Below are 26,856 nucleotides of genomic sequence, written 5' to 3'. Positions count from 1 at the left end.
AACGTCTCCAGCTCGTCGTCCTGCAGGTGCGGCTGGGGCTGGTGGAGGCGCTTGACCGCCACCGCACGGCCCAGCAGCTCGTCCTCGGCCCGCCAGACCGTGCCCATGCCGCCACGGCCTATCCGCTCGGCCAGCCGGTATCTCCCGGCCACCAGGCGTCCGAGCTCGGACATCGCGCGCCCCTTCCTGCAACCTACGAGAAGGAACGATATCCGGCCGGGCCACGGGAACCGCCAAAGCCGTGGCCCACGCCTCGCGCGGCGTACCGGCGGCGGCTACAGCGGGACGATGTCCGGGGCGCCCAGCCGGGCGGCGTCCGCGGTCTGGTCGTCGGGCTGGCGCTGAGACTCCCGCTCGGCCTCGACCCGCTTCTCGTAGTGCTCGACCTCCTTCTCCACCTGCTCCTTGTCCCAGCCCAGGACGGGGGCCATCAGCTCGGCGGCCTCACGGGCGCTGAGCGTGCCGCGGTCGAAGGTCTCGATGGAGATGCGGGTGCGCCGGGTGAGCACGTCGTCCAGGTGCCGCGCCCCCTCGTGCGAGGCGGCGTAGACGACCTCGGCACGCAGGTAGTCGTCGGCCGCGCCCAGCGGGCGGCCCAGCGACGGGTCGTCCTCGATCAGCTGCAGCAGTTCCTCGCAGAGCGAGCCGTAGCGGTTGAGCAGGTGCTCGATCCGCGCCACGTGCAGGCCGGTGCGCGCCGCGATCCGGGCCCGCGCGTTCCACAGGGCGTGGTAGCCCTCCGCGCCGGCCAGCGGGACCTCCTCGGTGACGCACTCGGCGACCCGGTGCGCCAGACCGTGCACGGCCGCGTCCACCGCGTCCTTGGCCATCACCCGGTACGTCGTGTACTTGCCGCCCGCGACCACCACCAGGCCCGGCACCGGGTGCGCCACGGTGTGCTCGCGCGACAGCTGGCTGGTGGCCTCCGACTCCCCGGCCAGCAGCGGCCGCAGGCCCGCGTACACGCCCTCCACGTCGTCCCGCGTCAGCGGCACGGCGAGCACGGAGTTGACGTGTTCCAGCAGGTAGTCGATGTCCGCGCTGGACGCGGCCGGGTGCGACTTGTCCAGGCTCCAGTCGGTGTCCGTGGTCCCGACGATCCAGTGCCGGCCCCACGGGATCACGAAGAGCACGCTCTTCTCGGTCCGCAGGATCAGCCCCGTCGAGGAGTGGATCCGGTCCTTCGGCACGACCAGGTGTATCCCCTTGGACGCCCGCACGTGGAACTGGCCGCGCTCCCCGATCAGCGCCTGCGTGTCGTCCGTCCACACCCCGGTGGCGTTCACGATCTGCCGGGCGCGCACCTCGTAGACGCCCCCGGCCTCCACGTCCTCGACCCGGGCGCCCACCACGCGCTCGCCCTCGCGCAGGAAGCCGATCACCCGGGCCCGGTTCGCGGCCAGCGCGCCGTACGCGGAGGCCGTCCTGACCAGCGTCATCGTGTACCGGGCGTCGTCCATCTGCGCGTCGTAGTACTGCAGCGCCCCGACCAGGGCCTCCTTCCGCAGGCACGGCGCCACCCGCAGCGCGTTCTTCCGGCTCAGGTGGCGGTGGTGCGGCAGACCGCGGCCGTGCCCGGAGGAGAACGCCATCGTGTCGTACAGCGTCACACCGGCGCCCGCGTAGAAGCGCTCCCACACCCGGTGCTGCAGCGGGTACAGGAACGGCACCGGCTTCACCAGGTGCGGCGCCAGGCGCTGGAGCAGCAGACCGCGCTCCTTGAGGGCCTCCCGGACGAGGGCGAAGTCCAGCATCTCCAGGTAGCGCAGCCCGCCGTGGATCAGCTTGCTCGACCGGCTCGACGTCCCGGACGCCCAGTCGCGGGCCTCCACGATGCCGGTCGCCAGCCCGCGCGTCGCGGCGTCCAGCGCCGTCCCGGCGCCCACGACGCCCGCGCCCACCACGAGTACGTCGAGTTCCTGCTCCGCCATCCGGGCGAGCGCGGAGGAACGCTCCGCCGGTCCCAGTGTCGCCGTCAGCATCCTGGCCTCCCGTCGTGACGCGGGGTCGCGCCTCAGCGCATTCCCCGTCCCCACGATCGTTACCCGTGTCGTGGCCCCCGGCTACTTCGGGCTCCGCCGGTCCCCGGTTCGTCCGTGCGGGTTGTTTGCGCCTGCGGCGGGCATCCCCCACCCTCCCGCCCGATTGCCCGGCACGGTCGGTGCGGGCCCGCGCCATGTTGGGGTGTGGTCGGTGCCGCGCCGGCGCACTCCCCCAGCCTTCGGCCGGGGGGGACCTCCATGGGCGCACCCCGCCACACCCCCTCCCGTCGGAGCGACTGACGGCTGGAGGGGGGCAGAAGGGCACCTGTGGCAACGCCGGACCGCAACGGCCATGGCGTTGCGGGTCGGCCGCTCGCCGGAGGCCGGGGGCACCTCCCAGCGGTGGCTGGGGGAGGGCCGGCGCAACCCCACGACGGTGCCGCACCTGCCCGGAGCGCACGGTGCCGCAGGCGTGGCCAAAGCCCCGGCGCGAGGAGAGGTGACCGGGCGAGGCCGGACCGCGTGGCGTGCAGTCATATCAGCTACCTGTCTGGTTAGCCTGATTTCGCGCCATTTGGGTACCAGGACGTACCAGGACGCACCCCGCCGCCGGAGAGGACCCCCATGCCCGCAGACCTCGCAGTCATCGGACTCGGCCACGCCGGGCTGCCCCTCGCGCAGGCGGCCAGCGCCGCTGGGCTGGGGGTGATCGGGTACGACCCGGACGAGCACGTCGTGGAGGCGATCAACGCAGGCAACCGGGTGCCCTGCGGGGCGCTGGCCGCCGCCGACGTGCGGCGGATGCTCGCGGGCGGCTTCCGCGCGACCGCGGACACGGCCGCCCTGGGCCGGGTGCGGGCGGCCGTGCTGTGCGCGCCGACCCCGCTCGGGGAAGGCGGGGAGCCGGACCTGACGGCGCTGGCGGAGGCCGCCCGCGCGCTGGCCGGACAGCTGCGGCCGCACAGCACGGTCGTCCTGGAGTCGCCGGTGTACCCGGGGACGACGGAGGACTTCCTGCGTCCGCTGCTGGAGGAGGGTTCCGGCCTGCGGGCCGGCCACGGCTTCCACCTGGCGTACGCCCCCGCGCGGCACCCCGGCACACCGAAGGTGATCGGCGGGCTCACCCCCGCCTGCACGGAGGCCGCGGCCGTCTTCTACGGCCGGTTCACCGAGCGGATCGTCCGGGCCCGGGGGGTGCGCGAGGCGGAGACCGTGCAGCTGCTGGAGACCAACCACCGGCACGTCAACATCGCCCTGGCGAACGAGATGGCCGTGTTCTGCCACGACATCGGCGTGGACGTCTGGGACGTCATCCGCTGCGCCGAGACCCGCCCCCACGGCTTCCAGGCCTTCCGCCCCGGCCCCGGGGTCGGCGGCCACACCATGCCGCTGGACCCCGGTCACCGGCCGTACCAGGGCCGGGTGGGCGGCCATCCGCTGCGCCTGGTCGAGTACGCGCAGGAGGTCAACGCCCGCATGCCGCGCTACGTGGTGCAGCGCGCCGCCGCCCTGCTGAACGAGCACGGAAAGTCGCTGCGCGGGGCGCGCGTGCTGCTGCTGGGCGTGACGTACAAGCCGGACCTGCCGGACCAGGAGCGCTCGCCGGCCGGCGAGATCGGCGCCCGGCTCGTCGAGCTGGGGGCGCAGCTGAGCTACCACGACCCGTACGCCCCGCAGTGGCGGGTGCTGGACCGCCCGGTCCCCCGCGCCGACTCCCTGTGGGAGGCCGCGGCGCACGCCGACCTGACGGTCCTGCTCCAGCACCACCGCACCTACGACATGCAGGGCCTGGCGGTGAAGGCCCAGCTGATGCTGGACACCCGCGGGGCCACCCCGGCCGGAGCCGCCGCCCGGCTGTGAGCCGCCCGGGGTGGGATCGGGCCGACGCGATCAGCTCGCCAGGACCTTCTTGAAGGTCGGCTCCAGATAGGGGGCCAGGGAGCGGGCGTAGCTGCCCGTCATGTGGCTGTAGTCGAAGTAGACGACCCTTCCGCCGATCACGGCGGGACAGTACCCGTCCGCACAGAGGGCGGGTGTGGAGTCGATGACCTCGGCTCCGTGTTCCTCGGCCACTTCGCGTTCCATGGCACGGATCTCCGGGTGGTCGAGGATCTTCTCGGCCTTCGGGCTGCAGGACGAGATCTTGTCCGAGCTTCCTGCCAGACAGTCAGGGACGCTGAAGCCCGGATACGGGGTGTCCGTCAGGAAGATGAGGTGCGCACCCGTGGCCTTGAGCGCGTCGAACGTCTCCTCGGCGCCGTCGCGTGTGGCGGTCGGCTGGGCGCGGTCCGTGACGACGATGACGTCCGGCTTGATCTTGGCGATGTAGTCCATGGCGGACTTCCGCCAGCTGGTGCATTCGCTGTAGTCGCGTCCGAGATCCTCGCGGGTGATCTTGTAGGCCTCCGGGCTGCAGCCGCCCTTCGCGATGGTCACCATCTTCGCGTGGAGGTTCTTTCCGACCTCCTCGAAGGCGTTGCCCCATTGCCAGGAGTGGGAGTCTCCGAAGACGACGACCGTGGCCTTCCCGTCCGGGTCGCCGATGACGCAGTCGTCACGCATGACGAACGTCGCGACGTCGATGTTGTCGATGCACCCGTGCCCGGTCTGATCCTTCGGTGACTTCAGCAGGTACTCCTCGCTGAGCTCGGGCGTGGCACGCTCGGCCACCGCAGCCTTCACCGAGTCGGTGCCGCTGAAGCCCACGGCCGCCGCGCTGTTCCCGGACAGGGTGATGGACAGATTGAGCGGCACCACACGCACGGCGAGAGTCATGACGACGGCGGCGGTGGCGGTCAGGGACACCCCCATGAGGATGCCGCGCCACGGTATCTGGACCATCCGGACGTTCGCCTTGAAGGGCCGTTCGACGAGGTAGTGCATGCAGACGGCGAGGAGGAAGGAGAGCACCGCCACCCGCCAGCGGTCGGAATAGCCGAACTCCCGGTTGATGATCTCCGGGAACAAGATGAGCAGCGGCCAGTGCAGCAGGTACCAGCTGTAGCTGGCATTGCCGATGAAGTCGAAGACCGGGTTGTCGAGGAGCTTTTCGGCACCGAGGCGGGGCGCGGCGCAACCGCCGGCGATCACCAGTGCGGCGCCCACCACCGGCCCGGCCACCGCGTAGCCGGGCAGCGGGGTGTGCTCGTTGATGAGCAGCGCGGTGCCCACCGCGCCGAGGATGCCGACCCAGGTGAGGAAGCCCGCGAACCACAGGTTCATACGGGAGAGGAGCCTGGCGTTGAGAGCGACGAAGACGCCGAGGGCCAGCTCCCAGACCCGGGTCTGGGTGCCGAAGTAGGCGAGCGGCTGGTCGGACTTGGTCTGGGTGACCGACAGGTAGAGCGAGCCGGCGATGGCCGCGGCGAGGAAGAGTCCTATCAGAAAGCGGCTGCGGGTGAGCACCCGGCTGAGCCAGGCGACGATGACGAGCGCGATCGGCGCGACGACGTAGAACTGCTCCTCGATGCCGAGCGACCAGAAGTGCTGGTAGGGGGACTGGCTTCCGTCGTTGGCGAAGTAGTCGGTGCCGTTCTCGGCGAGCCGCCAGTTGATGAAGCTCAGGGAGGCCGCGAAGCCGTCCTTCATGTAGTCGCGGAAGGAGAACGGACCGGCGAAGAACCAGGCGAAGACCGCGGTGACCACGATGGTGAGCGAGGCGCCGGGCGCGAGCCGGCGGAAGCGCCGGGCCCAGAACTTGCCCAGCGAGACCTTGCCGGTCCGGCTGATCTCACCGAGGAGCTGACTGCCGATGAGGAAGCCGCTCAGCACGAAGCTGATGTCGACGCCGCCGTGGATGTCGACGATGCCGCAGTGCATCGCGACCACCATCATGATGGCGACGGCACGCAGACCCTGGAGGTCCGGGCGGTACTTGCGCAGGCGGTCCGTCTTCTCCGGCTGGGGCTCCGGCCGGTGCCGGTGCGAAGGCTGCGGACTGACGGCCGTTGAGGCGTGGGTGGTCACGATTCTCCAGAAAATGCCCGGTTGGGCCCGCGGGGGCCGACCGGCTGCTTCAGTGGACCGTCGGGCAGGCGACAGCCGTTCCGCTGACGCGCACCCCTTGGGCGGGAATGCGGATGCCGCACGACAGCCGCAGCTGGGCGGGCAGCTCGTTCTGCGCGCCGATGTGGGCGTGGCAGCCCACGACGACCTCGTGAAGGAACGATTCGCTGCCGATCGAGGAGTCGTGGTCGACCACGGACTCGCGGATGCGGGCGCCTTCGGCCACGGTGACGTTCGCACCGAGGATGGAGCGATCGACGACCACGTGCGGACCGATCAGGGCATGCGGGCCGATCGTCGAGCCGCCCGTGACGAGGGCGGTCGGGTCGACGGAGGCCGTGGGATGGATCAGGTTGTCGGCGGGCGTCTCCACGAGGGGGGAGGTCGCCTTGCCGGTGACCAGGTCGGCCGAGCCGTGGACGAAGGCCAGCGGCGTACCGAGGTCGCGCCAGTAGTCATCCGTGGTGTGGCCGAACACGCGCCGTCCCTGCTCGACGAGCTGCGGGAAGGTCTCCTGCTCGACCGAGACCTCGCGGCCGGCGGGGATGGTGTCCAGCACGGACCGGCCGAAGACATAGCAGCCGGCGTTGATCTGGTCGGTGACGCACTCCTCGGCCGTCTTGGGCTTCTCGAGGAAGGACAGCACCCGGCCGTCCTCGTCGGTGGGGACGAGGCCGAAGGCGCGCGGGTCGGCGACCCGGGTGAGGTACAGGGTGACGTCCGCGTCCTTTTCCTCGTGCCGCGCCAGGATGGCGCGCAGGTCCACGCCGGACAGGATGTCGCCGTTGAGGATGAGGACCGGTGCGTCGGCGGGGCCGCCGCGCAGCAGGCGCGCGGCGTTGCGGATGGCCCCGCCGGTGCCGAGCGGGACGTCCTCGACGGCGTAGGAGATCCGCAGATCCCGGGAGAAGTCCTTGAACTCCTCCTCGAAGAGGCTGGCGAGGTACGAGGTGGCGAACACCACGTGCTCGACCCCCGCGTCCATCAGCTTGGCGATCTGGTGCCGGATGAAGGACGAGCCCGCCACATTGAGCAGCGGCTTCGGGGTGTGGTTCGTCAGCGGGCGCAGGCGGGTTCCCTTGCCGCCCACCAGGATGATGGCTTCTTGCATGATTGCCTCCGCTCGGTCAGCTGGTGGGGGTGGTACCGGGTCCCGCGTAGTCAGAGGTGAAGCAGGACTTGATGGCCTTCTCCGAGAGGGGGCGCCCGGCGAAGTCGAGCCGGGAGGCGACCTTGTCGTCGGGCTTGGTGTTCGGGTCGTCGTCGAACCAGAGCGACCACCAGTAGATGCCTTGCATCTTGCGCTCCTGCACGACCTGGCAGACGGCGTCGTACCAATGCGCCTGCACCTGCGGGTTGACGGCCCGCTTGACGTAGAAGTCACCGGGGGCGTGGTAGGCGCCGTCCATGGCGCCGATGCCGGTCTCGGAGACGAGGATGTTCGGCAGCGGACCGGTGGCCTTCTTGTCCAGCCAGTCGTTCCAGCCCTCGACCAGGTCCTGGACCGGAGCGGTGTCCGGAACCTTGATGGGGAAGTAGGCGTCGACGCCGAGGTGGTTGACCGGCATGTTGATCCGGCCGGAGACGTAGTTGTCCCAGTTGGCGTCGTAGGCGACCTCACCGGAGAAGTCCTTCTCGGCGTAGGTGACCAGGCTGTCCCAGCCGGTGTCGCCTTCGAGGGAGTTCAGCTCGGTACCGATCACGAAGGTGTCCGCCTTCGTGTCGTCGGCGACCTTGAGGTACGGGGTGAGGAACTGCTTGTACGAGGCGAACCAGGCGGACCGCGAGTCGGGCTCGATGTTTCCGCGCCAGCCGTTCGACTGCTCCAGGGTGCCTTCGTCCAGGATCGGGCGGATCGTGGTGCGGAACCCGGCGTCCTTGAAGACCTTCAGCACGCGCTCGAGACGTTCCGGGGACGGGGTCTTGGCACCGGCCGAGAGCTTGTTGGACGTGGAGTTCTCGATGAAGAACGGGAACGAGACCGACACCGAGTTCGCGCCCAGGCCGATGAGGTACTTCGCCTGCTTGCCGGCCTGCGCCTCGATGAACGTGTCGGATCGTTTCCGCTTCTCCTCCTCCCAGTAGAGCTGTACGCCCCACTGGGCCATGCCCTTCTTCCAGGGCTTGGCGACCTGGAGGGCTTCGGCGGGGGAAGACGGGGAATCGGACGGCGAGGACGCCGACGGTGTGTCGGTGACGTCGCCCTTCGGGGTGGCGGAGTCCCCGGCGTCGCCAACGACGATCTTGGGTATCGCCGAGCCCGACACCCAGCGGACCGGGTGGTCGCCGAGGACGAAGGGGGTGCCCAGCACGATGCTGAGGACGCTCACCGGAAAGACGGCGAGCAGGGGAAGGCGCGAGCGCATGTCAGTTGTCTTCCGGGCGGTCAGGCGGGCTTGGCGATGACGACGAACTTGTTCTCTTCGCGCCGGACGAACCTCAGGAAGCCCTTGAAGCCGCCGAGTCCCTCCATCACGGAGAAGACGGGGATGAGAGCGACCACGACGATCGGCTCCCACCACTTGCGCCGGCCGCTGGCCGACGCGACCGCGTTCAGCCGCAGACCCTCCCAGTAGGTCCAGACGACGTAGGCGAAGTTGAGGGCCCAGAGAATGACCACGGACTGGGTCACGGGCGAGGTGTTCATGTCGTTGATGAGCCAGCCGAACAGCAGCACGGCGCCGATGTGCTGGAGCGGACCGAGGATCCAGGTCGCCACACAGATGGCGAGAAACCACCGGTAGCGGAGCGGGATCGTCCGGTTGAAGCACAGGGCGACCAGACCCCAGGCCCACCGGTCGCGCTGCTTCACGAAATCCTTGGCGGTGGCGGGAGAAGCGCCGTAGCAACGGCCGTTGAACCAGTCGCTGCGTCCCGGATAACGACGGCAGAACGAGAGGGCGAGTTGTGCGTCCTCGACAATTGCCTTCGGCCCGAAGTCCCAGCCGATCGTCGCCTCGATCGAAGCCCGGAGAACGAGGAGTTCGCCGTGCACGCCGGCCACCGGGGTTCCCATTCCGGTGAGCGCCCGGAATCGCGCGATGTCGTCCGCGGGGCGCACGGCGTCGGCGAGCCAGGTGAACATGTTGACCGCGCTTTCGCGCGGGTAGGTGAGAATCCCCTGGGCCATGTGCTTGGCCTCTTCGGGCGAGGCGCGCCGCTGGCGGTTGATGAACTGCGCGAGCGCCGCCGCGGTGTCGGGGCCGACCCCGGTGTCATCGTCCATGTGCAGCACCCACACGTCGTCGAGCGCCTCGCCCTCGGCGATGCGCAGCTCGTGCGCGTAGTGGTTGGCGCGTGCCTTGAAGCGGGTGCCGTTGGCCGTGGCGTACGCCTTGGGCACCGTGACGACACGGATCAGCGGGTGGACGGTGGCCAGCCGGTCGATGTCCGCCGCGGCCTCGCAGCCTTCCTCGGTGAGGACGTCCACGCGCATGTACGGGAACCATTCCGGCAGGTGCTCGACGTACGAGAGCACGGAGCGCTCAAGCGCCGGATAGGTGTCGTGGCGTCCGATGGTCGGCACCAGCACGATGAGGAAGTCCTGCTCGACAGGGGCCGGCGGCACCATGTTGACGCTGCGCTTGATCCTGCGGCGGATCAGCCACGCGCCCTGGATACCCACCAGCACACCCACGACGGGCAGCGACCAGACGATGCTCAGCGCCCAGCTGAGCGGGGTCCGGCTGGGCGAGTACGACCACAGACCGAAAGCCAGCAGCAGCGTGAAGGGAATCAGGAACGGCAGCATCCCCGGCTTCCAAGCGGCGGTGCGTTGTGCCAACTTGGCGTTGTGCCGCGAGTGCGGCACAACCCCATCGACCTGTGTGACGGCCATGGCGACTGTTGAACTCCCCTGCAGATGACAATGCGTTGAGCCAGCGAGAATCCCTGTCATGGCACGGCTGGGCCTACCACGACAACGTCCTGTCCCGGGCCCCTACCCCTCAACGACTTTCGGACGTTTTGGCCAGTGGCGCTCAGATGCCCCCCAGGCGCCTAAACCACTGACCGAACAGGAGCACGATCCTCGCACGCTTGCGCCATACAAGGGAATCCCATGGAGAACTTGTGTTCAAAAGTTAACCGTACGGTACACGTGTTACTCCAGAGGCGAGGCGCTGACCTGGACCTTTAGATCTCCGGTGATCAACTTCGCCGGGCCGTGAGAACCTTCACACCGCGTCCGTACAACCCTTTTACGGTTGCGGCTGCGCGGCTCGTCGCGCAGGAGCGCGAGTGCGTTCGATCAGCGATCAGGCGGCTTGTGCAGTGATCCCCAGTCGAAACGTCCGCCTTGTGTCGAAGTGCCGCCGGTAAGGACGGCTGGCGCATAGTAGGTCCGCCGCACATCCGATGGCGAGTTGTGGTCCGTCAGTCCGCTTCCCCATACGTTCCAGATCACCCATGGCGCCGCCGTGAGCGTGGCGGGCTGCGCGGCGGAGAGCGGGACGTGGAAGGACTCCGCCATCATGCGCGGCTTGTCGTAGTGCGCCAACCCCCGGTACCAGATCTGAGTCCACGGCTCCCCCCGGAACGGCCGCTCCGGCGTGTCGCTGTAGTCGTCGACACCCACCACGTCGACGTATTCACCGCCCGGGTAGTACGCCCAGGGATCGGTGCCGTGCTTCCCCTCCCACGGGCTGGGCGACCAGACGAAGATCAGGTTGTGCAGGCGTCTGGTGCCGACGAGGTAGCCGTACATCGTCTGCCACAGTTTCCGGTACAACTCCGGGCGCTGGCCGGCCCACCAGAACCCGCCGGAGCAGCCGCTCGCGTTCATCTCGTGGTACGGCCGCAGCAGCACCGGCACATCACGAGCGGCGAGGTAGGCCAGGTGGTCGGCGAGGAAGGAGAGGTCGACCAGCAGATCGTGCTGCTCGGCCGTGCCGGGCGTCACCACCCGGGCGAACCACTTCGGGTCGTGGGCCGCGGGTGAGTTACGGCACAGCGTGTCGGCATAGCCCTTCACCGGGCTGCCCGGATAGGGCTCGTGGAAGGACATGCCGACGATGCCGGCCGGGCGACCGCCGTTGCCCGGCAGCGTCACCGTGCGGCCGCCGGAGCAGTCCCAGTGCGAACCGGCGTTCATCCCCTCCCACACGCCGACGGCCAAGTCCGTGGCGTCGTTGGTGTAGCCCCAGTACGGGCGGCAACTCGGCCACGCGGCGGAGTAGGGGCGCGGCTCACCGACACCCCAGGACGACTGTCCGTATCCGGGACCCAGGTCCACCTCCAGGAAACCCGGGAGGCGCCCGGTGATGTCGGCGGGCTTGCGGTAGTAGTAGCCGGGCTGCTTGCGCCCCGGGTAGTCGCCGTAGGTGCCGTTGTAGCGTTCGTTCTGCAGCTCGTCGTGCTGGCCGATGACGGTGCGGGTGGGCCGGCCGGCGCGGGCGTCGTTCTCCAGCCCGGCGAGCATCGCGTACACCGCACGAGCCGACGAAGACGCCTCGGGGTCCCGGGTTCGCACATCCGTCCCGATGCGCTGCGCGGCCACTGTGCCCATCTGCGCCGAGTCCGGCACGATCAGCGGCAGCAGTACCGCCAGTACCACGCCGAACAGGGCATATCGGATCCACCCTTTACGCATCAGGAGAAGTCCCCCAGGCAGTGCGAGGCCGGCACCGAGGCGCCGGCCCGCTCGTTTTCCGGCCCGCCGCCGCCACTGTTCACGCTGCGGGCAGGTGCCGCGCCGCCAGCGGTGGTGCGTCGGCGACACCGCCACTTCGACGCGCTGGAACTTCTTGAGCTCGAGCACCCGGTCGAGTCGAACACGCAGCCGAGCATCGGAAGCATATATGAGACTCCCACCGACGCCAGATGCCCGAGGGGCACCGACTGTCCGTTATCTGCATCTTGCCTATCAGCAGAAAGAGAAACTTTTGGTTACGGAATGATTGCCTCCGGGGATGGCTCGAACTGATCGGCCCAGGCTGCACGTTCCCGGCGAGGGCGGCCGGACCGGAGAACGGCGTGACGTGTCCGACGTCACGTGAGCCGGTCCGCGGCGTCCGCGGCGTCCGCGCATGACGAAGGGCCGGACCACCAACGGCCGGCGTCGCCGTGTCCCTGGCCGACAGGACGAAGTACGCCTCGCTGCCGTGGCCCCCCTCGCGATCGGCATCGAGGTGTTCGCCGGACACGGAAGTTCCCCTGGGAGCGGTCCCGCTGGCGGCGTGGCATCGCGTTGACCGTCGTCTGGCTGGTGGCGCTCCTGATACCCGCCGCCGGCGCGAAGGCCCGCATCGCCGGCCTGCGCCGCAGGGTCCACGTCGGGGGCCGACGTACTCGTCACCACCCTCGTGATCGGCCCGCTCGGCCACGTCGGGGCGGGTCAGGCCTCGCACATGTACGACGAACGGCCCGGCTCCTCCGATCTCCGGCCCGCCCGCAAGAAGGCCGGGTACCGCGTGCACAAGGTCATCAGGAGCACCCGGACCGGCGACGGTGCTCCTCCCGCGGCTCGCCGTTCCGGGTGAGGAACCGGACCAGGAACGCTCGCGAAGTGGCTTTACGGGACACCACGGTGCTGCTCTAGCATCCGTGATGTGACTGACCCCGTGGAAAACCCGGAAGACGCGGCTGCCGCTCCTGGGCGGAGCCCCTGGAACACCCCGTCCGCTCCCGAGCCGTCCGCTCCCGAGCCGTCCGCGGCACCGGGCGGTTACGGGTACCCGCAGCACCACATACCCGAGCAGCAGCCCGGGTACCGGCAACCCGGCTTCGGGCCGGCCACCGGCTACCAGCAGCCCTCCTACTCGCCCCAGCCCGACTGGCAGGCCCTGGCCGACGCCAACGAGACCAGGCAGCGTCGCCGCCACAGACTCAGGACGGGTCTGATCGTCCTGGTGGCGTGCGTGCTCGGGGTGGGAGCGGGCGTCGTCGCACTCCACTACACGAAGGACACGGACGACGCGGCCGCCCCGTCGCCCTCCCCCAGCGCGTCGGTCTCCTCCACCGCCACGGCCGATTCGCCGACGGTCCCCGGGGAGGACAACGCCCTCGCGGACAAGTCCGGGCAGAACAACCTCATCCTCGGGCCGGACGCCGGGGTGAGCAAGGTGACCAACGGCTTCGTGGTCAGGCTCAGGAGCAACGGCAATTCCTACGCCCAGTCAGCTTCGCAACTGATCGACGTCACCAAGAGCTTCAGCATCTCGGCATGGGTCTACAACGAGGCCCCGGGCGGTTCCCGCTCCGCGATCAGCCAGGGTGACGGGGTCTCGCCCTCGTTCAGCCTGGGCCGGGAGGCCTCGGGCGCCGACCGCACGTGGGTCTTCAAGGTGCAGACCGCCGACGGCGGGGCGGACAGCACGATCCTGCAGGCCGAGGCGGCCGCGAACGTCAACACGGTCGGCCAGTGGGCTCTGCTCACCGGCACGTACGACGCCGGGAAGAAGACGATCGCGCTCTACGTGGACGGGAATCCGGCCGATTCCACGAAGGTCCCCGGGATCTGGGCCGGAAAGGGTCCGCTGCAACTCGGCCGCGTCCGTACGCACGGGGTGTGGGGAGGTTACTGGGCCGGCGTCCTCGGTCACGTCATGGTCTGGGACAAGGCACTGACACCGGACCAGGTGGCGGGCCTCAAGAAGGGTGGGGCGGGCGGGGACGCCAAGCCCATCGCCTCCTGGCTTGTCGGCTGACGAGCGCTTTTGCCCGTTCGCCATCACGAGTTGGTCACACCATCGACAGTGGTTCGCGGTATTCGACTAGAGTCGCATCCGTTCCGCACTTCATTGACTGCCGGGTGAGCGGCGAGCTTCGTTGGCCGGAGTTCCCCGTCATCGCCACCAAGCGTCGGCGATCCTTCCCATGCACCGAGATGCCTTGCGGAGAAACTCATACGGGCTTGCCGCCCCGACGAGCGCCCGGGGGGGATGACACATGAGAAGCCTGTCCGGAGCCATCCCTGCGTACGGTGAGGTGTCCCCCCTGCCCGGTGTCACGGCCCCGGCGGCCGAGGGCCGGGAGACCGCAGAGCGGGGCGGAACGCCATGACCGAGCCGACCGACGAGCCCGACGACCACGCTCCGGAACCGGACCCCGAAGCGGATCAGCCGTCACCCCGCCAGGCACCTGTGGACCAGCAGGACCCTGAGACACGCCGTCCCCCGGCCTCGCCGCGACGCAGGATCGCCGGTGCGGCGGTGGCCGTGGTGGTCGCCGTCGCTCTGGGAGCCGGGCTCTGGTCGGTGCCGTCGGTGCGCACGGTGCTGCTGCAGTCCTTCACCCGGCAGCCGGCCCCGTTCACCGAGATCTACTTCACGGCTGCGCCCCGCTTCGACGGCAGCACGCTGATCGTCCCCGTCGCCGTGAACGCCCACGGCACGGGCCCGGCACCGCTGCGGCTGAAGCTGACGCTGGAATCGGCCAAGGGCAAGGTCGTGGCCACCAGGACGGTCGGGCTGAAACCCAAGGACGGCAAAGCCGTGCCCGTCGTCACGCGCTTCACCAAGACCACGGGCACGACGCTCGTACGGGTGGCCCTCGTCGGCCACGAGCAGACATTGCACTACAACTTCGTGACGCCGAAGGCCGTGACCGGGCCGCTCGGTACGCCGCCCCCTGACGTACGAGACTGAAGCCTGATGCGACGCACCATTCTGCAGATCACCCCGTACTACCCGCCCCATCTGGGCGGGCTCGAACGCGTGGTGGAGCACCTCGCCATCCAGCTCGGGCAGCGCCACGACGTGCGGGTCATCACCACCGCCCTCGGTGCCGACGGCGGACCGCGCCGCTACGGCGCCGGCCGGGTCACCATACGGCGGCACCGCGCGGTCGAGGTCGCGCACACCGCGGTCGCACCGGGCCTGCCCGTCTCGCTGGCGGTGCGCGCGCCGCGCGACGCCGTGCTGCACGTGCACTGTGCGCACGCGTTGATGCCCGAGCTCGTCGCCGTCATCGCCCGCGTGCGCGGACAGCGCTTCATCCTCCACTTCCACCTCGACGTCGAAGCCTCCGGGCGCTTGGGCGGGCTGCTGCCCGCCTACAAGAAGCACGTCTTCGGACGGTCGATGCGTGCCGCCGCCGGGGTGATCGTGCTGACCGAGGAGCAGGGCGCCTTCGTCCGCGAGACGTACGGCGTCCGGGCGGACAGGGTGTTCGTCGTCCCCAACGGAGTGGGGGCCGGCTACTTCATGCCGGTGCGGGAGACGGCGCAACGTCCCTTGCGGTTGCTGTTCGTCGGCCGACTGAGCTCGCAGAAGAACGTGGCGCGGCTGCTGGAGGCGACGGCCCTGCTGCGGGAGCCGGTGCAGCTGCGGATCGTCGGCGACGGCGAGCTGCGGGAGAAGCTGGAGGCGCACGCGGCCGAACTGGGGCTGCGGAACGTCGAGTTCTCGGGCGGGCTCCTCGGCGAGCACCTGGTGCGGGCGTACGCGGACGCCGACGTCTTCGTGCTGCCCTCGGACCGGGAGGGCATGCCGCTGGTCGCGCTGGAGGCGATGGCCGCCGCCCTGCCGGTCGTCGCGACCGACGTCCCCGGCACCGCCGAACTGCTCAAGGGCGTCGGGCTGCTGGCCGCTCCCGAACCGGCGGCGCTCGCCGCCGCCATCGACTCGGTGGCCGCCGACCCTGGTCTGCGCCTGCGGCTCGCCCGCAGGAGTGCCGCGACGGCCCCCGACTACTCCTGGGAGGCCGTGGCAGCCCGGGTCGAGCAGGTCTACGCCCACGTCTACCCAGAGGCCGGCGTATGACGGCCCGTGGCACGGGAAGCAGCGGTCGGCGCACGGCCTCCCGCCCGTCGTGGGCCGTCGAGGCGGACGACGCGGATCTGGAACCGGAGCCGGAGCAGGAGCCGGAGCCGGAGCCGGCCGAGAGCGACGTCTCGTCGGCCGGGTCCGGGCACGAACGGAAGCGGCAGGGCCGGGGCCCGCGCCGCGACGCGGCGTCGGCGGGCGATGCCCAGGCCGCCGGCCTGCGGCTCGCGGACCTCGTACGGGGGCGCCTCGGGGTGCTGCTCGCCATCGCGGTGGCCTGTGTCGTGGAGATGCTGCCCGGCGTGCCCGGGGTGCTGCTGACGGTGGCCGGCCTGTGGCTGCTGTTCGGGGCGCCCGTCGCGGTGTGGCGCGGCGTCGCCTCCCGGGTGGTGTCCACCAGGGACGGCAGCTTCCTGCTCGCCGTCGGCATGGCGGTCGTCACGGATCTCGTGATCGCCCTCGCCGTGAACACGGTGCTGCCACTGGCCGGGGTGGAACGCCCGCTGACCAGGGTGTCCCTGGCCGGGGCCACGGCGCTCACGCTCATCGTGATCGGCGCGTTCGTGCCGGAGGAGGAACGGGCCGACAAGAGCAGGTCCTGGCTCCGCGACGGACTGCCCCCGGGCGCGATCCCCGTGGGTGCGTTCGCCGGCGTCGCCCTGGTGCTGTCGGTCGCAGGGCCCATCAGGCTGAACAACGGCTACGGCGGGGCGGTCAGCACGGCTGCGATGCCGGCCGTCATCGCGCTGCTGGTCCTGCTGATGGTCCGCCGCCGGCGCTACCCGGTCACCGTCCTCGAGACCGGCCTGTTCCTCGGCGCGACCGCGCTGCTCATGCTGAACTCGTTGCGCGGCTGGTCCATCACCGGACACGACATCCAGCGCGAGTACGAGTACTACCGGCTGACGCTCGGCGGATCGCTCTGGGACGTCTCCAAGTACCCCGACGCCTACAACGCCTGCCTGAGCATCACGCTGCTGCCCGTGAGCGTGTTCCGGCTCACCGCGATCCCCGACGTCTACATCTTCAAGATCGTGCTGCCGCTGCTGTTCGCGCTCACTCCGGTGCTCGTCCACCGCTCGGTCCGCAACGTCGCACCGCATCTGGTGTCGCTGTTGTCGGCCGTCTTCTTCATGCTCTTCCCCACCTTCCTGTCCGACATGACCTTCCTGGGCCGCCAGGAGGTCGCGTTCGTCCTGCTCGGTTGCGGCATGGTCGTGCTCACCGACTCCGGGCGGCCCCTGCGCGTGCGGCAGATCGCCTTCGTGGTGCTGTTGGCCGGCATCACGCTCTCGCACTACTCGACGATCTACGTCGTGATCGTCGTCCTCGGGGTCGCCCTCGTCGCCGACGTGATCTGGCGCACGGTGGACCGCTACAGGTCCAGGCGCGCGCGCCAGCGCACATACCGCCCTACCGAGGCCGCGCCCTTCCTGACCTGGTGGATCGTGGCGGGGGCAGCGGTCATGGCACTGGCCTGGGCGGGCCCGGTCACGCACACGAGCGGGCAGCTGCGGAGCACGCTGAGCGCGGTCGTGCAGGAGATCAAGAACCCGGGGCACGCGCGCGTCGGTTCGTCCGACACCTCGTACAGCCTCTTCGGAGGCGGGCCCTCGCTGACGGCCGAGCAGCGACTGGGCGACTACCGCGAGGAGACCGTGCGGGAGACGACCGCCGACCGGGCGAAGGGGACGTACCTGCCCCTCGAGACGGTGGACGCCTACGCGACCCCTGTCGTGCCCAAGCAGAACATGGCCCCCACCGCCGCGGGGCGGGTGCTGGAAGGCATCGGCCTGAAGGCGACCACGGTCAACTCCCTGCTGCGCCAGTTCACCGCCGGCATGATGCAGCTCCTGCTGATCATCGGCCTCATCGTCATCGACGTCGGGCGACGCGGGGCCTTCCGCCCACGGCGCGAGCAGACCACGCTGGCCATCGGCGCCATCGCCCTCCTCGGGGTCCTCACGGTCGTGCCCCAGCTCTCCGTCGACTACGGCGTGCTCCGCGCCTTCCAGCAGGGCCTGTTCTTCTTCGCGCCCTTCATCGCGGCGGGCATGCTCTCCGCCCTGCGCTGGACCGGGCGCCGTCGGACCGTGACGGTGTACGCGCTGGTGGTGGCCCTCTTCCTGGACCTCACCGGCGTGGTGCCCAAGCTGCTGGGCGGCTATCCGCCGCAGTTGCAGCTCAGCAACGCCGGCCAGTACTACGACGTGTACTACCCGAGCGCCGAGGAGCGCATGGCCGCCTACTGGCTGTCGCAGCGCTTCGCGGCCGAGGGCAAACCGTCCCTGGTGCAGACGGACCGCTTCACCTTCAACCGGCAGCAGACCATCCTGACCGGACCCGTCGTGGGCGACGTCTTCCCGACCAAGCTGCGCACCGACTCCTACGTCCTGCTGGGCACTTCGACCGTGCGCACCGGACGCATGACGTTCTCCTACCGGGGCGACCTGGTCACCTTCCGCTACCCCACGGGCCTCCTCGACACGACCAAGAACGAGATCTACAGCAGCGAGGGAGCGAGGATCTACCGATGAGGGTCCTCCTGGTCAGCCACTACTACCCGCCGCACGTCGGCGGCATCGAGAACGTCGTCCGGATGGAGGCCGTGCACCTCGCCGCGCGCGGTGCCGACGTCACGGTGCTCACCAGCGGCACGCGCAGCGCGATCAGCCAGGAGGACGGCGTACGCGTCGTCCGTGTCGCGGCGTGGAACGGCGCGGAGCGGGCCGGCGTGCCCTTCCCCGTCCTGTCGCCCAGGCTGCTGACGGCCGCACTCCGCTGGGCCCGCCGGGCCGATGTGGTCCATGTGCACGACTGCCTGTACCTGACCTCGTGGACGGCCGGACTCGCCTCCGTGCTCACTCGCACCCCGCACCTGGTCACCCAGCACGTCGCCCTGGTCGAGCACCCGTCCGCGCTGGTGCGCGGGGTGCAGCGGGCCGTGTACGCCGTCGCCGGACGCGGCCTGCTGCGGCGGGCCCGTACGGTGATCACCCTCAACGCCTCGGTCGCGGACTTCGTACTCCGCCACGGCGCCCGTCCCGCCCGGGCCCGCCACCTCGCGAACGGCGTGGACACCACCCTCTTCCGGCCGGCCGCCTCGGTCGAGGAGCGGGCGCTGGCCCGCAAGCGCTTCGGGCTGCCCGAAGACCGGCCGCTGGTGCTCTTCGTGGGGCGCCTGGTGCCGAAGAAGGGCTACGACCTGCTGCTGTCCGGCCACGACCCCTCCGCCGGCTACGACCTGGTGTTCGCCGGGGACGGCGACTCCGCCGCCCTGGCGGGCCGGCCGGGCGTGCACCACCTGGGCGGGCTGCCCCCGCAGGAACTGGCCGAGGCGTACCGGGCCTGCGACGTCTTCGCGCTGCCGTCGACCGCGGAGGGCTTCCCCCTCACCGTCCAGGAGGCCATGGCCTCCGGCCTGCCCGTCGTCACCACCGACGACCCCGGCTACGCGCCCTACGGTCTGGACCGGTCGCGCGTCACACTGCTGGACCGGGACGCCGAGGAGATCCGTTCCGCGTTGTCCGCGCTCGCCGGGGACGAGCGGCGGCGCGAGCGCATGGGCCGGTACTCGCGCGAGCTCGCGACGACGGCCTTCGCCTGGGAGGAGCACGTGAGCGCGCTGTCCGAGTGCTACCGCGAGGCGGCGGGAGCGACCACCCATGGCTAGGAACGGCAAGCGCGCCCTGTCGCAGGACCAGGTGTACCGCAGCTCCTTCTTCCTGATGGCGTCCACGGTGACCACGGCCGGACTGGGCTTCGTCTTCTGGGTCGTGGTGGCCCGCTTCTACACCCCCGAACAGGTCGGACTCGCCACATCGCTCATATCGGCGACCTCGCTGATCTCCTATCTGAGCCTGTTCGGACTGAACAGCACGCTGATCCGCTTCCCGGCTCCGGCCGCCTCCCGCAACGGACAGCTCACCCAGTCCCTCGTGCTGGTCGGCGCGGTCTCGTCCGTGATCGCCGCCGTCTACCTGCTCGGCCTGCCGGTCTACGCGCAGAAGCTGGTCTTCGTCCGCGACCACGCGTCGGCGGCCGCCGCGTTCGTGATCTTCTGCATCTGCGCGGCGGTCAGCCAGCTGACCTTCTCGGTCTTCGTCAGCGCCCGCATGGCCCATCAGAACGCGCTGGTCTACGGCCTGCTCCAGGGGCTGGTCAAGCTGGCCCTGCCGGTCGCCTTCGTCGCCTACGGCTCGGTCGGCATCCTCGGTGCCAACGGCGGCGGCTACGTGGCGACGGCGCTGGTCTCGCTGATCCTGATGCGCCGCCGGCTCGGCTTCCGGTTCCACCTGCGCGCCCGCGGCACCCGGATGCTGGAGCAGTTCCGCTTCTCCCTCGCGAGCTACGTCTCCAGCCTGCTCAACCTCGCGCCGCTGCTGGTCCTCCCGTTGATCGTCCTGGAGCAGTTGGGCGCGGCGGCGGCGGGCTACTACTTCATCGCCTTCCAGATCGCCACCCTGCTCAACTCCGTGTCGTTCTCCGTCGGTGAGGCGGTGTTCGCCGAGGTCTCGTACGATCCCTCGCGCTTCTCCGTACTGCTCCGCCGGTCCGCCGGCATCATCGCCGCGGTGCAGGTGCCCTCGGTCCTCGTCGTCGCCTTGGGCAGCGGACTCCTCCTGCGGATGTTCGGAGGTCCCTACGCGGACCGCGCGCAGACGCTGCTCGCCGTACTGGCCTGCGGAGCCCTCGCCGTCGCACTGAACACGTGGGCCAGCTTCGCCCTCAAGCTCGCCCGGAAGATGACGCAACTGGTCCTCAGCAACGTCGTCTACGCCGTGGTCACCATCGGTCTGGCCGCGCTGTGGGCGCCGCGGGGACTGGTGTGGCTCGGCTGGGCCTGGGGCGTGGGCAACCTCGCCAGCGGTCTCTACGCCGCCGTCGCCCTGTTCGGCAAGCGCGCGGCCGTGCCGCAGCTGCGGGCTTCGGAACCGGGCATCCCCCTGGAAGAACCCGCCATGAGCCCAGTCGAGGGGTACCACCGGTGAGAATCGTCGTCATCAACGCGTACGTGCGGGAGAACGCGGGGGACGCCGCGCTGCTGTCGGTCTGCCTCCGCCATGTCAAGGAGGCCTTCCCGGGCGCCACGCTCGCCATCGCGGGCATGGAGGACGCCGATGCCCACCCCTCGTTCGAGGGGGTGGACAACCTCGGCTCGATCCGCCGCCACGTCGCCGACGGCGGGGTGTCCCGGTCCCGGCGCCTGCTGCGCAAGCTGCTGGTGGCTCTTGTGGGCACGGCGGCCCTGCTGCTGCCACGGGCCGTCGCCAACGTGCTGCTGAGGCTGCTCCCCGCGGAAGCGCGCCGGGAAGCCGACGCCGTGTCCGAGGCGGACATGGTGGTGTCCATGGGCGGCGGGTACCTCCTCGCACGGCCCGGGCTGGACGGATACCAGAACGTGTTCTTCGTCCTGCTACCCGCGCTGCTGGCGCAGAAGGCGGGGGTGCCCGTGGTCTTCGCGCCCCAGTCCTTCGGCCCGTTCCCCGGCAAGCCGCAGCGCCTGCTGGTCGGCCGCGTACTGCGCCGCGCGGCGCTGGTGCTCGCCCGCGAGGACGTGAGCGTCGGTCTGCTCGAGGAGTGCGGCGTGTCCGCGCGGCAGGTGCAGCGTGCCATCGACTCCGGCTTCGCCTTCGCGCCCGAGGTCACCTCCAACTGGCGCGGCAGGCTCCAGGTCGGGGCCCAGGAGCCGCTGGTGGGTCTCACCGCGCGTCGTTGGCTCGCTCCGGCCGCCCAGGAGCGCTACGAGCGGGCGCTCGCCCGGACGATCGACGCGCTCCAGTCGGACGGGGCCCGCGTGGTACTCATCCCCCAGGTGACCACGGACTACCTCGGCGACGACGACCGCATCGTCGAACGTCGTGTGGCGGACTACTGCGCGACCGCGCCGCTGCGGATCGAGGAGCGCGTCGACTACCGCGACCTCAAGGGTCTGTACGGCGAGTGCTCCCTGCTCATCGGGACCCGCTTCCACTCGGTGATCTTCTCGCTCACCAGTGGTGTCCCGTGCGTCGCGATCGAGTACGAGCACAAGACACGGGGCATCATGGCCGACCTCGGCCTCGGTGAGTGGGTCGTGCCGATCGCCGAGGTCACCTACCCGGCCCTGTGGGCCCTGGTGGACAAGCTCCGCGCGAACCCCGAGGCGTACCGTGCGGTGCTCCAGCAGCGGCTGCCCGCGTACATCGCCCGGGCGGAGGAGTTCCCCGCCCTGCTCCGCGCCGCCGCGGACACGGGCACCCGTCAGGCAACCGAGCGGGCGGCGAAGGTCGCGTGACGGTACGCACGGACCGGCTCGGGGAGCACGGTCGCCGGACCCGCACGGTGGCGGTGGTCGCACCGTATTACCCGCCCAAGGTCGGCGGCGTGGAGAACTACGCGGCCCGGATCGCCCGCGCGGTCGCCGAGGCCCCCGGGCTGCGTCCGGTCGTCATCACGACACGGCTCTCCGGACTCCGCACCACCGTCGACGTCGAGGAGGGCGTGCAGGTCATCCGGCTCGGCGCCTGGCTGAAGCTGTCCAACACCCCGCTCAGCCCCCTGTGGCCGCTGCAACTGCGCCGCTGGCTGCGCCGGACCGGGGCCGAGGTGGTCAACGCCCACGCCCCGGTCCCCGGATTGGCCGACCTGGCGGTGGCGGTCTCCGGGAAGCGGCCGGCCGTCCTCACCTACCACGCGGGCTCGATGCACAAGGGCGAGCCCGGCAGTGGTGCGGCGGACCGGCTCATCGGCCTGTACGAACGCCGCGTGCTGCCGCGGGTGTTCCGGCGGGCGCGGACGCTGGTGGCGGTGTCGCCGGTCTCGCTGGCCGCCGGGCACCCGCACGCGGTCGAGATCACCCCCGGCGTCGACGTCGAGCGGTTCACCCCCGGGCGGCCCGCCGCGGAACGTCCCCGCACGGTCGTGTACGTCGGCCGCATGGACCGCTCGTCGGCCTGGAAGGGCGTCGACGTCCTGGTGAGGGCGTTCGCCGGGCTGGCGGCCGAGGTGCCCGATGCGCGGCTGCGCCTGGTCGGCGGCGGCGACGCGGTGCCGGACCATCTGCGGCTCGCGGCGGAACTCGGCATCGCGGAACGGGTGGAGGCGGCCGGCGAACTGACCGGGGACGCCCTGGTCGACGCGGTGCGGACGGCCGCCCTCGCGGTACTGCCCTCGCGCACCGAGGCGGAGTCCTTCGGCATGGTGCTGGTCGAGGCGATGGCCTGTGGCACCCCGGTGGTGGGCGCCGCCGTGGGGGGCATCCCGCACGTCGTGACGGACGGCGAGACCGGGCTCCTGGTCCCGTCCGGCGATCCCGGCGCGCTGGCCGCCGCGTGCCGCAGGGTGCTGACCGACGCCGCGCTCGCCGACCGGCTGGGCGCGCGGGGCCGGCAGGAGGCGGAACGACGTTTCGCCTGGGACGGCCTGATGGAGCGCTACATCAGGCTGTTCCAGGCGCTGTAGCGACGGCCGGCCCGCGGGGCCGCTACTTCTTCTTGCGCTCGTAGGCGGCTATCGCGGCCTTGAGCGCCTCGAAGGCCGGCTTCTTCGTGCCGTCGTAGCTGCGCATCCCGTAGTACAGCGACCGTGACTTCTTCTCCTCGGGACGTGCCTGGTCCTGGTCGGTGTACCAGAACATCGCCTCGACGTACGGGTTCGCCACCACGGCCGGGATCGTGTCGGTGGCGATCTCGGCCTGGCGGACCTGCGTGACGTGCGTGGTCCCCGGCGGGACCACCTTGCCGTCCGACACCTCACCGGGCCCGCTGGTCGGTGCTCCCGTCTCGGTGAGCCAGATGGGCATGTCGGGGGTGCCGTACTTGTCCAGGATCCCCACCAGGTTCTCCCGGAAGTTGCTGATCCGCTCGAAGGCGGTGCCGGTGCCGGGTGTCGCGCTGGGCAGGGTGGGATAGTTGAACGGGTGGTAGCCGACCGCGTCCACGTACTTGTTGCCGCCGAGCTTGCAGACGGCGGTCAGGAAGTCCGTCTGGGAGAGCCTGTGGCGCGCGGGCTCGGTCTTGGCCACTGCGAGGCCGCCCATGATGACGTACGCCTTGGGGTCCGCGGCCCGCAGTGCCTGGCTCGTCGCCCGGAGGAGGGTGGTGTAGCCCTTCGGGTCGGCGGCGGGCTTCCAGAAGCCGATGTTCTCCTCGTTCCACACCTCCCAGGTGTGGATCCCCATCGCGGAGTACCGCTCGGCGGCCAGCTTGGCGAAGCTGGCGAAGATCTCGGGGTCGGCCGGTGCGCAGCTCTGGCCGGATGTACAGCCCGCCACACGCGCCCACTTCGGGGTGTAGGCGAGCACAGGGAGCACCTTCAGACCGCGGGCCTCGGCGGCCTTGGCGACCCGGTCGAAGCGGTGCCACGAGTAGGTGTAGGGCGAGTCCGGCTGGATGTTGTTCCACGACAGGTCCATCCGGACCCAGGTGACGCCGACTGCGACCGCGTCGTCCAGACCCCGTGCGAGGTCCGCGTCCGACTTCCACGTCAGGGTGTCGCCGTACGAGATGCCCATCTTCACCTCGCGCACGCCGCCGGCCTCCGCCTCGGAAGGCGACGACGACGGCTTGCCGGTGACGGGCGGCGAGGCCGCTGGGCTCTTCGACGGCATGGACGCGGCGACGATGGTCGCGACCGCGGACACCACGAACGCCACGAGGGCGACGAGCAGGCGCTGCCGTCGACTGGGATCCTTCACCATGCGCACAGCGTAGGCCAATCATTCATCAGGTCCTCCCGCCCCAGGACGTACCCGTCAGGCGGTGTAGTGCTCGCTCGGCACTCGTTCCCACTCCGCGTCGCCCACCTGGGGCGACTGCGCCTGCCGCTGCGCGGACATCAACGGCGCCGGTTCGGGCCGCGTGGAGCGGTCGTACCACTGGGCCCTGGTGTCGGTGCGCAGGGCGTTGTCCCGCAGCCGGTGGCGGAACAACTGCGCCAGGTTGGCCACGCCGTCGGACAGCGCGTTGAGCTTCACCTGGCCACCGCGGGGCCGGTACTCGATGGGCACCTCCATGCAGCGGAAGCCCTCCCGCACGGCGGCGTTCTTGATCTCCTGCGAGAAGCCCATACCGTCGGAAGTGACCTTGAGGGTCTCCCAGATGTAGCGGCGGAACACCCACATGCCGCTCTGGGAGTCACGGATCCCGCTCTTGAAGAGCACGCGGCTGAGGAGGCTGAGGGCGTGGTTCGCGACGGTGTGGGAGGGCTTCATCGCCGCACGGTTCTCCGGGCCGAGCCGGTTGGTGTTGAGGAACTCGACCTGGTGCTCGTCGACGATCCTCAGCAGCCGGGGCAGGTCGTCGAAGGGGTAGGTGCAGTCGGCGTCACCGGTGGCGATCACGTTGCCGTACGCCGCGGCGATCCCTGCCTTGTAGGCGTTGCCGTAGCCGCGCAACGGCTGGTGGACGACCCGGGCTCCGTAGGACGCGGCTATCTCGGCGGTGCCGTCCGTGGAGCCGTTGTCCGCTATGACCACCTCGACGCCCCAGCCCTCCGCGGCGAGTTCTTCGAGCGGGATCGTCCCGAAGACGTGCGGCAGGTTCTCGGCCTCGTTCAAGGCGGGAATGACGATGGACAGAGTGGACACGGCAGGCTCCCCCAGCTGGCAGTGTGCGCAGAGGCCAAGTCAAGACCCGGCTTCCGTGCTCTCCCACCCCCCAGCCGGACCGTCCGATGGCATCGAACACTGTAGACGACGGTTAGCACAGCAGAACCACGGATACACGATCGTAACCGAAAATCACATGCTCATCCACGGCGCTTAACCTTCCGGTTGTCCCCCCTCCCCCGTAAGTCCCTTGCCGACAGTGACATGTGACGGTCCGTCGGCGATCGATCCGGAACCGGCTCGGCCGAACACCCCCTGCTCCGCGCGGCATCCGCCGGCCATCCACGGAACGCACCGGGGCCCGTACCGCCGGGCGGCGGTACGGGCCCCTGGAGCCTGGAACGGCGGTCAGCGGTGGTGCGTCGGCGACACGGTGACCTCGACCCGCTGGAACTCCTTCAGTTCGGAGTAGCCGGTCGTGGCCATCGCGCGGCGCAGCGCGCCGAAGAAGTTCATGGAGCCGTCGGGCGCGTGCGAGGGGCCGAGCAGGATCTGCTCGGTCGTGCCGGCGGTGCCCAGGTTCATGCGCTTGCCGCGCGGCAGTTCCTCGTGCGTGGCCTCCATGCCCCAGTGGAAGCCGCGGCCGGGTGCGTCGGTGGCGCGGGCCAGCGGGGAGCCCATCATCACCGAGTCGGCGCCGCAGGCGATCGCCTTGGGCAGGTCGCCGCTGGAGCCGAAGCCCCCGTCGGCGATGACGTGCACGTAGCGGCCGCCGGACTCGTCCATGTAGTCGCGACGGGCCGCGGCCACGTCGGCGACCGCGGTCGCCATCGGCACCTGGATGCCGAGGACGTTGCGGGTGGTGTGGGCGGCGCCGCCGCCGAAGCCGACGAGGACGCCCGCGGCACCGGTGCGCATCAGGTGCAGCGCCGCGGTGTAGGTGGCGCAGCCGCCGACGATGACCGGGACGTCGAGCTCGTAGATGAACTGCTTCAGGTTGAGCGGCTCGTGGGAGCCCGACACGTGCTCGGCGGAGACCGTCGTGCCGCGGATGACGAAGATGTCCACGCCGGCGTCGACCACGGCCTTGGAGAACTGCGCGGTGCGCTGCGGCGAGAGCGCGGCCGCCGTGACCACACCGGCGTCGCGCACCTCCTTGATGCGCTGGCCGATCAGCTCCTCCTTGATCGGCGCCGCGTAGATCTCCTGCAGGCGCCGGGTGACGGAGGCGTCGTCCAGCTCGGCGATCTCGGCGAGCAGCGGCTCGGGGTCCTCGTAGCGGGTCCACAGACCCTCGAGGTTGAGCACGCCCAGGCCGCCGAGGTTGCCGATGCGGATCGCGGTCTCCGGGGAGACCACGGAGTCCATCGGGGCCGCCAGGAAGGGCAGCTCGAAGCGGTAGGCGTCGATCTGCCACGCGATCGAGACCTCCTTGGGGTCCCGCGTACGGCGGCTCGGGACGACGGCGATGTCGTCGAATGCGTATGCCCTGCGGCCGCGCTTGCCCCGCCCGATCTCGATCTCAGTCACTGTCGCTATGCCTTTCCTTCGTGGCCTGCCCGTCCAGTATCCCAGGCAGGGCAGCCGGAAGCCCGCGGCCGTGCGGCGCCGCGGGCTCCGGGTGATCCGCTCGTAC

18 protein-coding genes and 1 pseudogene are annotated in these 26,856 nt (G+C 70.5%); 9 read left to right on the top strand and 10 right to left on the bottom strand.

What is annotated here, in order from left to right; genetic code table 11:
* Together ACFYYN_RS42110 and ACFYYN_RS42105 are read right to left on the bottom strand one after the other, a co-directional pair.
* Window positions 1-173: pseudogene (locus tag ACFYYN_RS42110) on the bottom strand (serine/threonine protein kinase); the annotation flags it as partial.
* Between the two features lie 102 nt (window positions 174-275).
* Window positions 276-1,982: a glycerol-3-phosphate dehydrogenase/oxidase gene (locus ACFYYN_RS42105; RefSeq protein ID WP_500328077.1), complete on the bottom strand. Its 1,707-nt coding sequence runs from the start codon at window positions 1,980-1,982 to the stop codon at window positions 276-278.
* 624 nt (window positions 1,983-2,606) lie between these two features.
* Here ACFYYN_RS42105 and ACFYYN_RS42100 point away from each other — a divergent pair.
* A complete protein-coding gene (locus ACFYYN_RS42100) occupies window positions 2,607-3,842 on the top strand; it encodes a nucleotide sugar dehydrogenase (protein ID WP_500550008.1) in 1,236 nt (411 codons plus the stop codon).
* Between the two features lie 30 nt (window positions 3,843-3,872).
* Here ACFYYN_RS42100 and ACFYYN_RS42095 read toward each other — a convergent pair whose 3' ends face one another.
* The 5 genes from ACFYYN_RS42095 to ACFYYN_RS42075 all read right to left on the bottom strand — a co-directional run bounded on the left by ACFYYN_RS42095 (window position 3,873) and on the right by ACFYYN_RS42075 (window position 11,745).
* Entirely contained in the window at window positions 3,873-5,948 is a 2,076-nt protein-coding gene (locus ACFYYN_RS42095; RefSeq protein ID WP_500550007.1) for an acyltransferase family protein, read from the bottom strand.
* A 49-nt stretch (window positions 5,949-5,997) separates the two neighbouring features.
* Complete coding sequence (gene manB / locus ACFYYN_RS42090) at window positions 5,998-7,098, bottom strand: mannose-1-phosphate guanylyltransferase (protein ID WP_500550006.1); 1,101 nt, start codon at window positions 7,096-7,098, stop codon at window positions 5,998-6,000.
* Window positions 7,099-7,114: 16 nt separating this feature from the next.
* Window positions 7,115-8,317: a glycoside hydrolase family 113 gene (locus tag ACFYYN_RS42085; RefSeq protein ID WP_500550005.1), complete on the bottom strand. Its 1,203-nt coding sequence runs from the start codon at window positions 8,315-8,317 to the stop codon at window positions 7,115-7,117.
* 56 nt (window positions 8,318-8,373) lie between these two features.
* Window positions 8,374-9,738 (bottom strand): glycosyltransferase family 2 protein, encoded by a 1,365-nt coding sequence (locus ACFYYN_RS42080; protein WP_500550004.1) that lies wholly within the window; start codon window positions 9,736-9,738, stop codon window positions 8,374-8,376.
* A gap of 498 nt (window positions 9,739-10,236) precedes the next feature.
* Window positions 10,237-11,745 (bottom strand): glycoside hydrolase family 26 protein, encoded by a 1,509-nt coding sequence (locus ACFYYN_RS42075; protein ID WP_500550003.1) that lies wholly within the window; start codon window positions 11,743-11,745, stop codon window positions 10,237-10,239.
* A gap of 790 nt (window positions 11,746-12,535) precedes the next feature.
* Between ACFYYN_RS42075 and ACFYYN_RS42070 the strand changes: the two genes are divergently transcribed.
* From ACFYYN_RS42070 to ACFYYN_RS42035, 8 genes are all read left to right on the top strand, one after another.
* Entirely contained in the window at window positions 12,536-13,633 is a 1,098-nt protein-coding gene (locus ACFYYN_RS42070; RefSeq protein WP_500357460.1) for a LamG domain-containing protein, read from the top strand.
* 351 nt (window positions 13,634-13,984) lie between these two features.
* Window positions 13,985-14,572, top strand: coding sequence for a hypothetical protein (locus tag ACFYYN_RS42065; RefSeq protein WP_500550002.1), 588 nt, complete (start codon window positions 13,985-13,987; stop codon window positions 14,570-14,572).
* A 6-nt stretch (window positions 14,573-14,578) separates the two neighbouring features.
* Window positions 14,579-15,688: a glycosyltransferase family 4 protein gene (locus ACFYYN_RS42060; RefSeq protein ID WP_500550001.1), complete on the top strand. Its 1,110-nt coding sequence runs from the start codon at window positions 14,579-14,581 to the stop codon at window positions 15,686-15,688.
* Complete coding sequence (locus tag ACFYYN_RS42055; RefSeq protein ID WP_500550000.1) at window positions 15,685-18,228, top strand: DUF2206 domain-containing protein; 2,544 nt, start codon at window positions 15,685-15,687, stop codon at window positions 18,226-18,228. The genes ACFYYN_RS42060 and ACFYYN_RS42055 overlap by 4 nt, the downstream gene beginning before the upstream one ends.
* Window positions 18,225-19,364, top strand: coding sequence for a glycosyltransferase family 4 protein (locus ACFYYN_RS42050; RefSeq protein WP_500549999.1), 1,140 nt, complete (start codon window positions 18,225-18,227; stop codon window positions 19,362-19,364). Before ACFYYN_RS42055 ends, ACFYYN_RS42050 begins: the two co-directional genes overlap by 4 nt.
* On the top strand, window positions 19,357-20,682 hold the full coding sequence (locus ACFYYN_RS42045) for a lipopolysaccharide biosynthesis protein (RefSeq protein WP_500549998.1): 1,326 nt from the start codon (window positions 19,357-19,359) through the stop codon (window positions 20,680-20,682). Before ACFYYN_RS42050 ends, ACFYYN_RS42045 begins: the two co-directional genes overlap by 8 nt.
* Complete coding sequence (locus ACFYYN_RS42040) at window positions 20,679-21,968, top strand: polysaccharide pyruvyl transferase family protein (protein ID WP_500549997.1); 1,290 nt, start codon at window positions 20,679-20,681, stop codon at window positions 21,966-21,968. The genes ACFYYN_RS42045 and ACFYYN_RS42040 overlap by 4 nt, the downstream gene beginning before the upstream one ends.
* The gene (locus ACFYYN_RS42035) at window positions 21,965-23,134 is read left to right on the top strand and encodes a glycosyltransferase family 4 protein (RefSeq protein ID WP_500549996.1); all 1,170 of its coding nucleotides are present in this window, start codon (window positions 21,965-21,967) and stop codon (window positions 23,132-23,134) included. Before ACFYYN_RS42040 ends, ACFYYN_RS42035 begins: the two co-directional genes overlap by 4 nt.
* Before the next feature lie 22 nt (window positions 23,135-23,156).
* Here ACFYYN_RS42035 and ACFYYN_RS42030 read toward each other — a convergent pair whose 3' ends face one another.
* The 3 genes from ACFYYN_RS42030 to ACFYYN_RS42020 all read right to left on the bottom strand — a co-directional run bounded on the left by ACFYYN_RS42030 (window position 23,157) and on the right by ACFYYN_RS42020 (window position 26,750).
* On the bottom strand, window positions 23,157-24,371 hold the full coding sequence (locus ACFYYN_RS42030) for a cellulase family glycosylhydrolase (RefSeq protein WP_500549995.1): 1,215 nt from the start codon (window positions 24,369-24,371) through the stop codon (window positions 23,157-23,159).
* A 54-nt stretch (window positions 24,372-24,425) separates the two neighbouring features.
* The gene (locus tag ACFYYN_RS42025; RefSeq protein WP_500328100.1) at window positions 24,426-25,259 is read right to left on the bottom strand and encodes a glycosyltransferase family 2 protein; all 834 of its coding nucleotides are present in this window, start codon (window positions 25,257-25,259) and stop codon (window positions 24,426-24,428) included.
* A gap of 369 nt (window positions 25,260-25,628) precedes the next feature.
* Window positions 25,629-26,750: a GuaB3 family IMP dehydrogenase-related protein gene (locus tag ACFYYN_RS42020; protein WP_499513468.1), complete on the bottom strand. Its 1,122-nt coding sequence runs from the start codon at window positions 26,748-26,750 to the stop codon at window positions 25,629-25,631.
* Window positions 26,751-26,856 lie beyond the last annotated feature (106 nt).

It is taken from the genome of Streptomyces sp. NPDC001902 (assembly GCF_042891295.1).
Taxonomy (GTDB): Bacteria; Actinomycetota; Actinomycetes; order Streptomycetales; family Streptomycetaceae; genus Actinacidiphila.
This window is presented reverse-complemented; position numbering and strand designations above follow the sequence as displayed.

Excerpts from the sequence above, each read along its gene's own strand:
- manB (WP_500550006.1), bottom strand. The coding sequence starts at position 7,098 with ATGCAAGAAGCCATCATCCTGGTGGGCGGCAAGGGAACCCGCCTGCGC.
- ACFYYN_RS42045 (WP_500549998.1), top strand. The coding sequence starts at position 19,357 with ATGGCTAGGAACGGCAAGCGCGCCCTGTCGCAGGACCAGGTGTACCGC.
- ACFYYN_RS42060 (WP_500550001.1), top strand. The coding sequence starts at position 14,579 with ATGCGACGCACCATTCTGCAGATCACCCCGTACTACCCGCCCCATCTG.
- ACFYYN_RS42050 (WP_500549999.1), top strand. The coding sequence starts at position 18,225 with ATGAGGGTCCTCCTGGTCAGCCACTACTACCCGCCGCACGTCGGCGGC.
- ACFYYN_RS42100 (WP_500550008.1), top strand. The coding sequence starts at position 2,607 with ATGCCCGCAGACCTCGCAGTCATCGGACTCGGCCACGCCGGGCTGCCC.
- ACFYYN_RS42065 (WP_500550002.1), top strand. The coding sequence starts at position 13,985 with ATGACCGAGCCGACCGACGAGCCCGACGACCACGCTCCGGAACCGGAC.
- ACFYYN_RS42055 (WP_500550000.1), top strand. The coding sequence starts at position 15,685 with ATGACGGCCCGTGGCACGGGAAGCAGCGGTCGGCGCACGGCCTCCCGC.
- ACFYYN_RS42105 (WP_500328077.1), bottom strand. The coding sequence starts at position 1,982 with ATGCTGACGGCGACACTGGGACCGGCGGAGCGTTCCTCCGCGCTCGCC.
- ACFYYN_RS42030 (WP_500549995.1), bottom strand. The coding sequence starts at position 24,371 with ATGGTGAAGGATCCCAGTCGACGGCAGCGCCTGCTCGTCGCCCTCGTG.
- ACFYYN_RS42080 (WP_500550004.1), bottom strand. The coding sequence starts at position 9,738 with ATGCTGCCGTTCCTGATTCCCTTCACGCTGCTGCTGGCTTTCGGTCTG.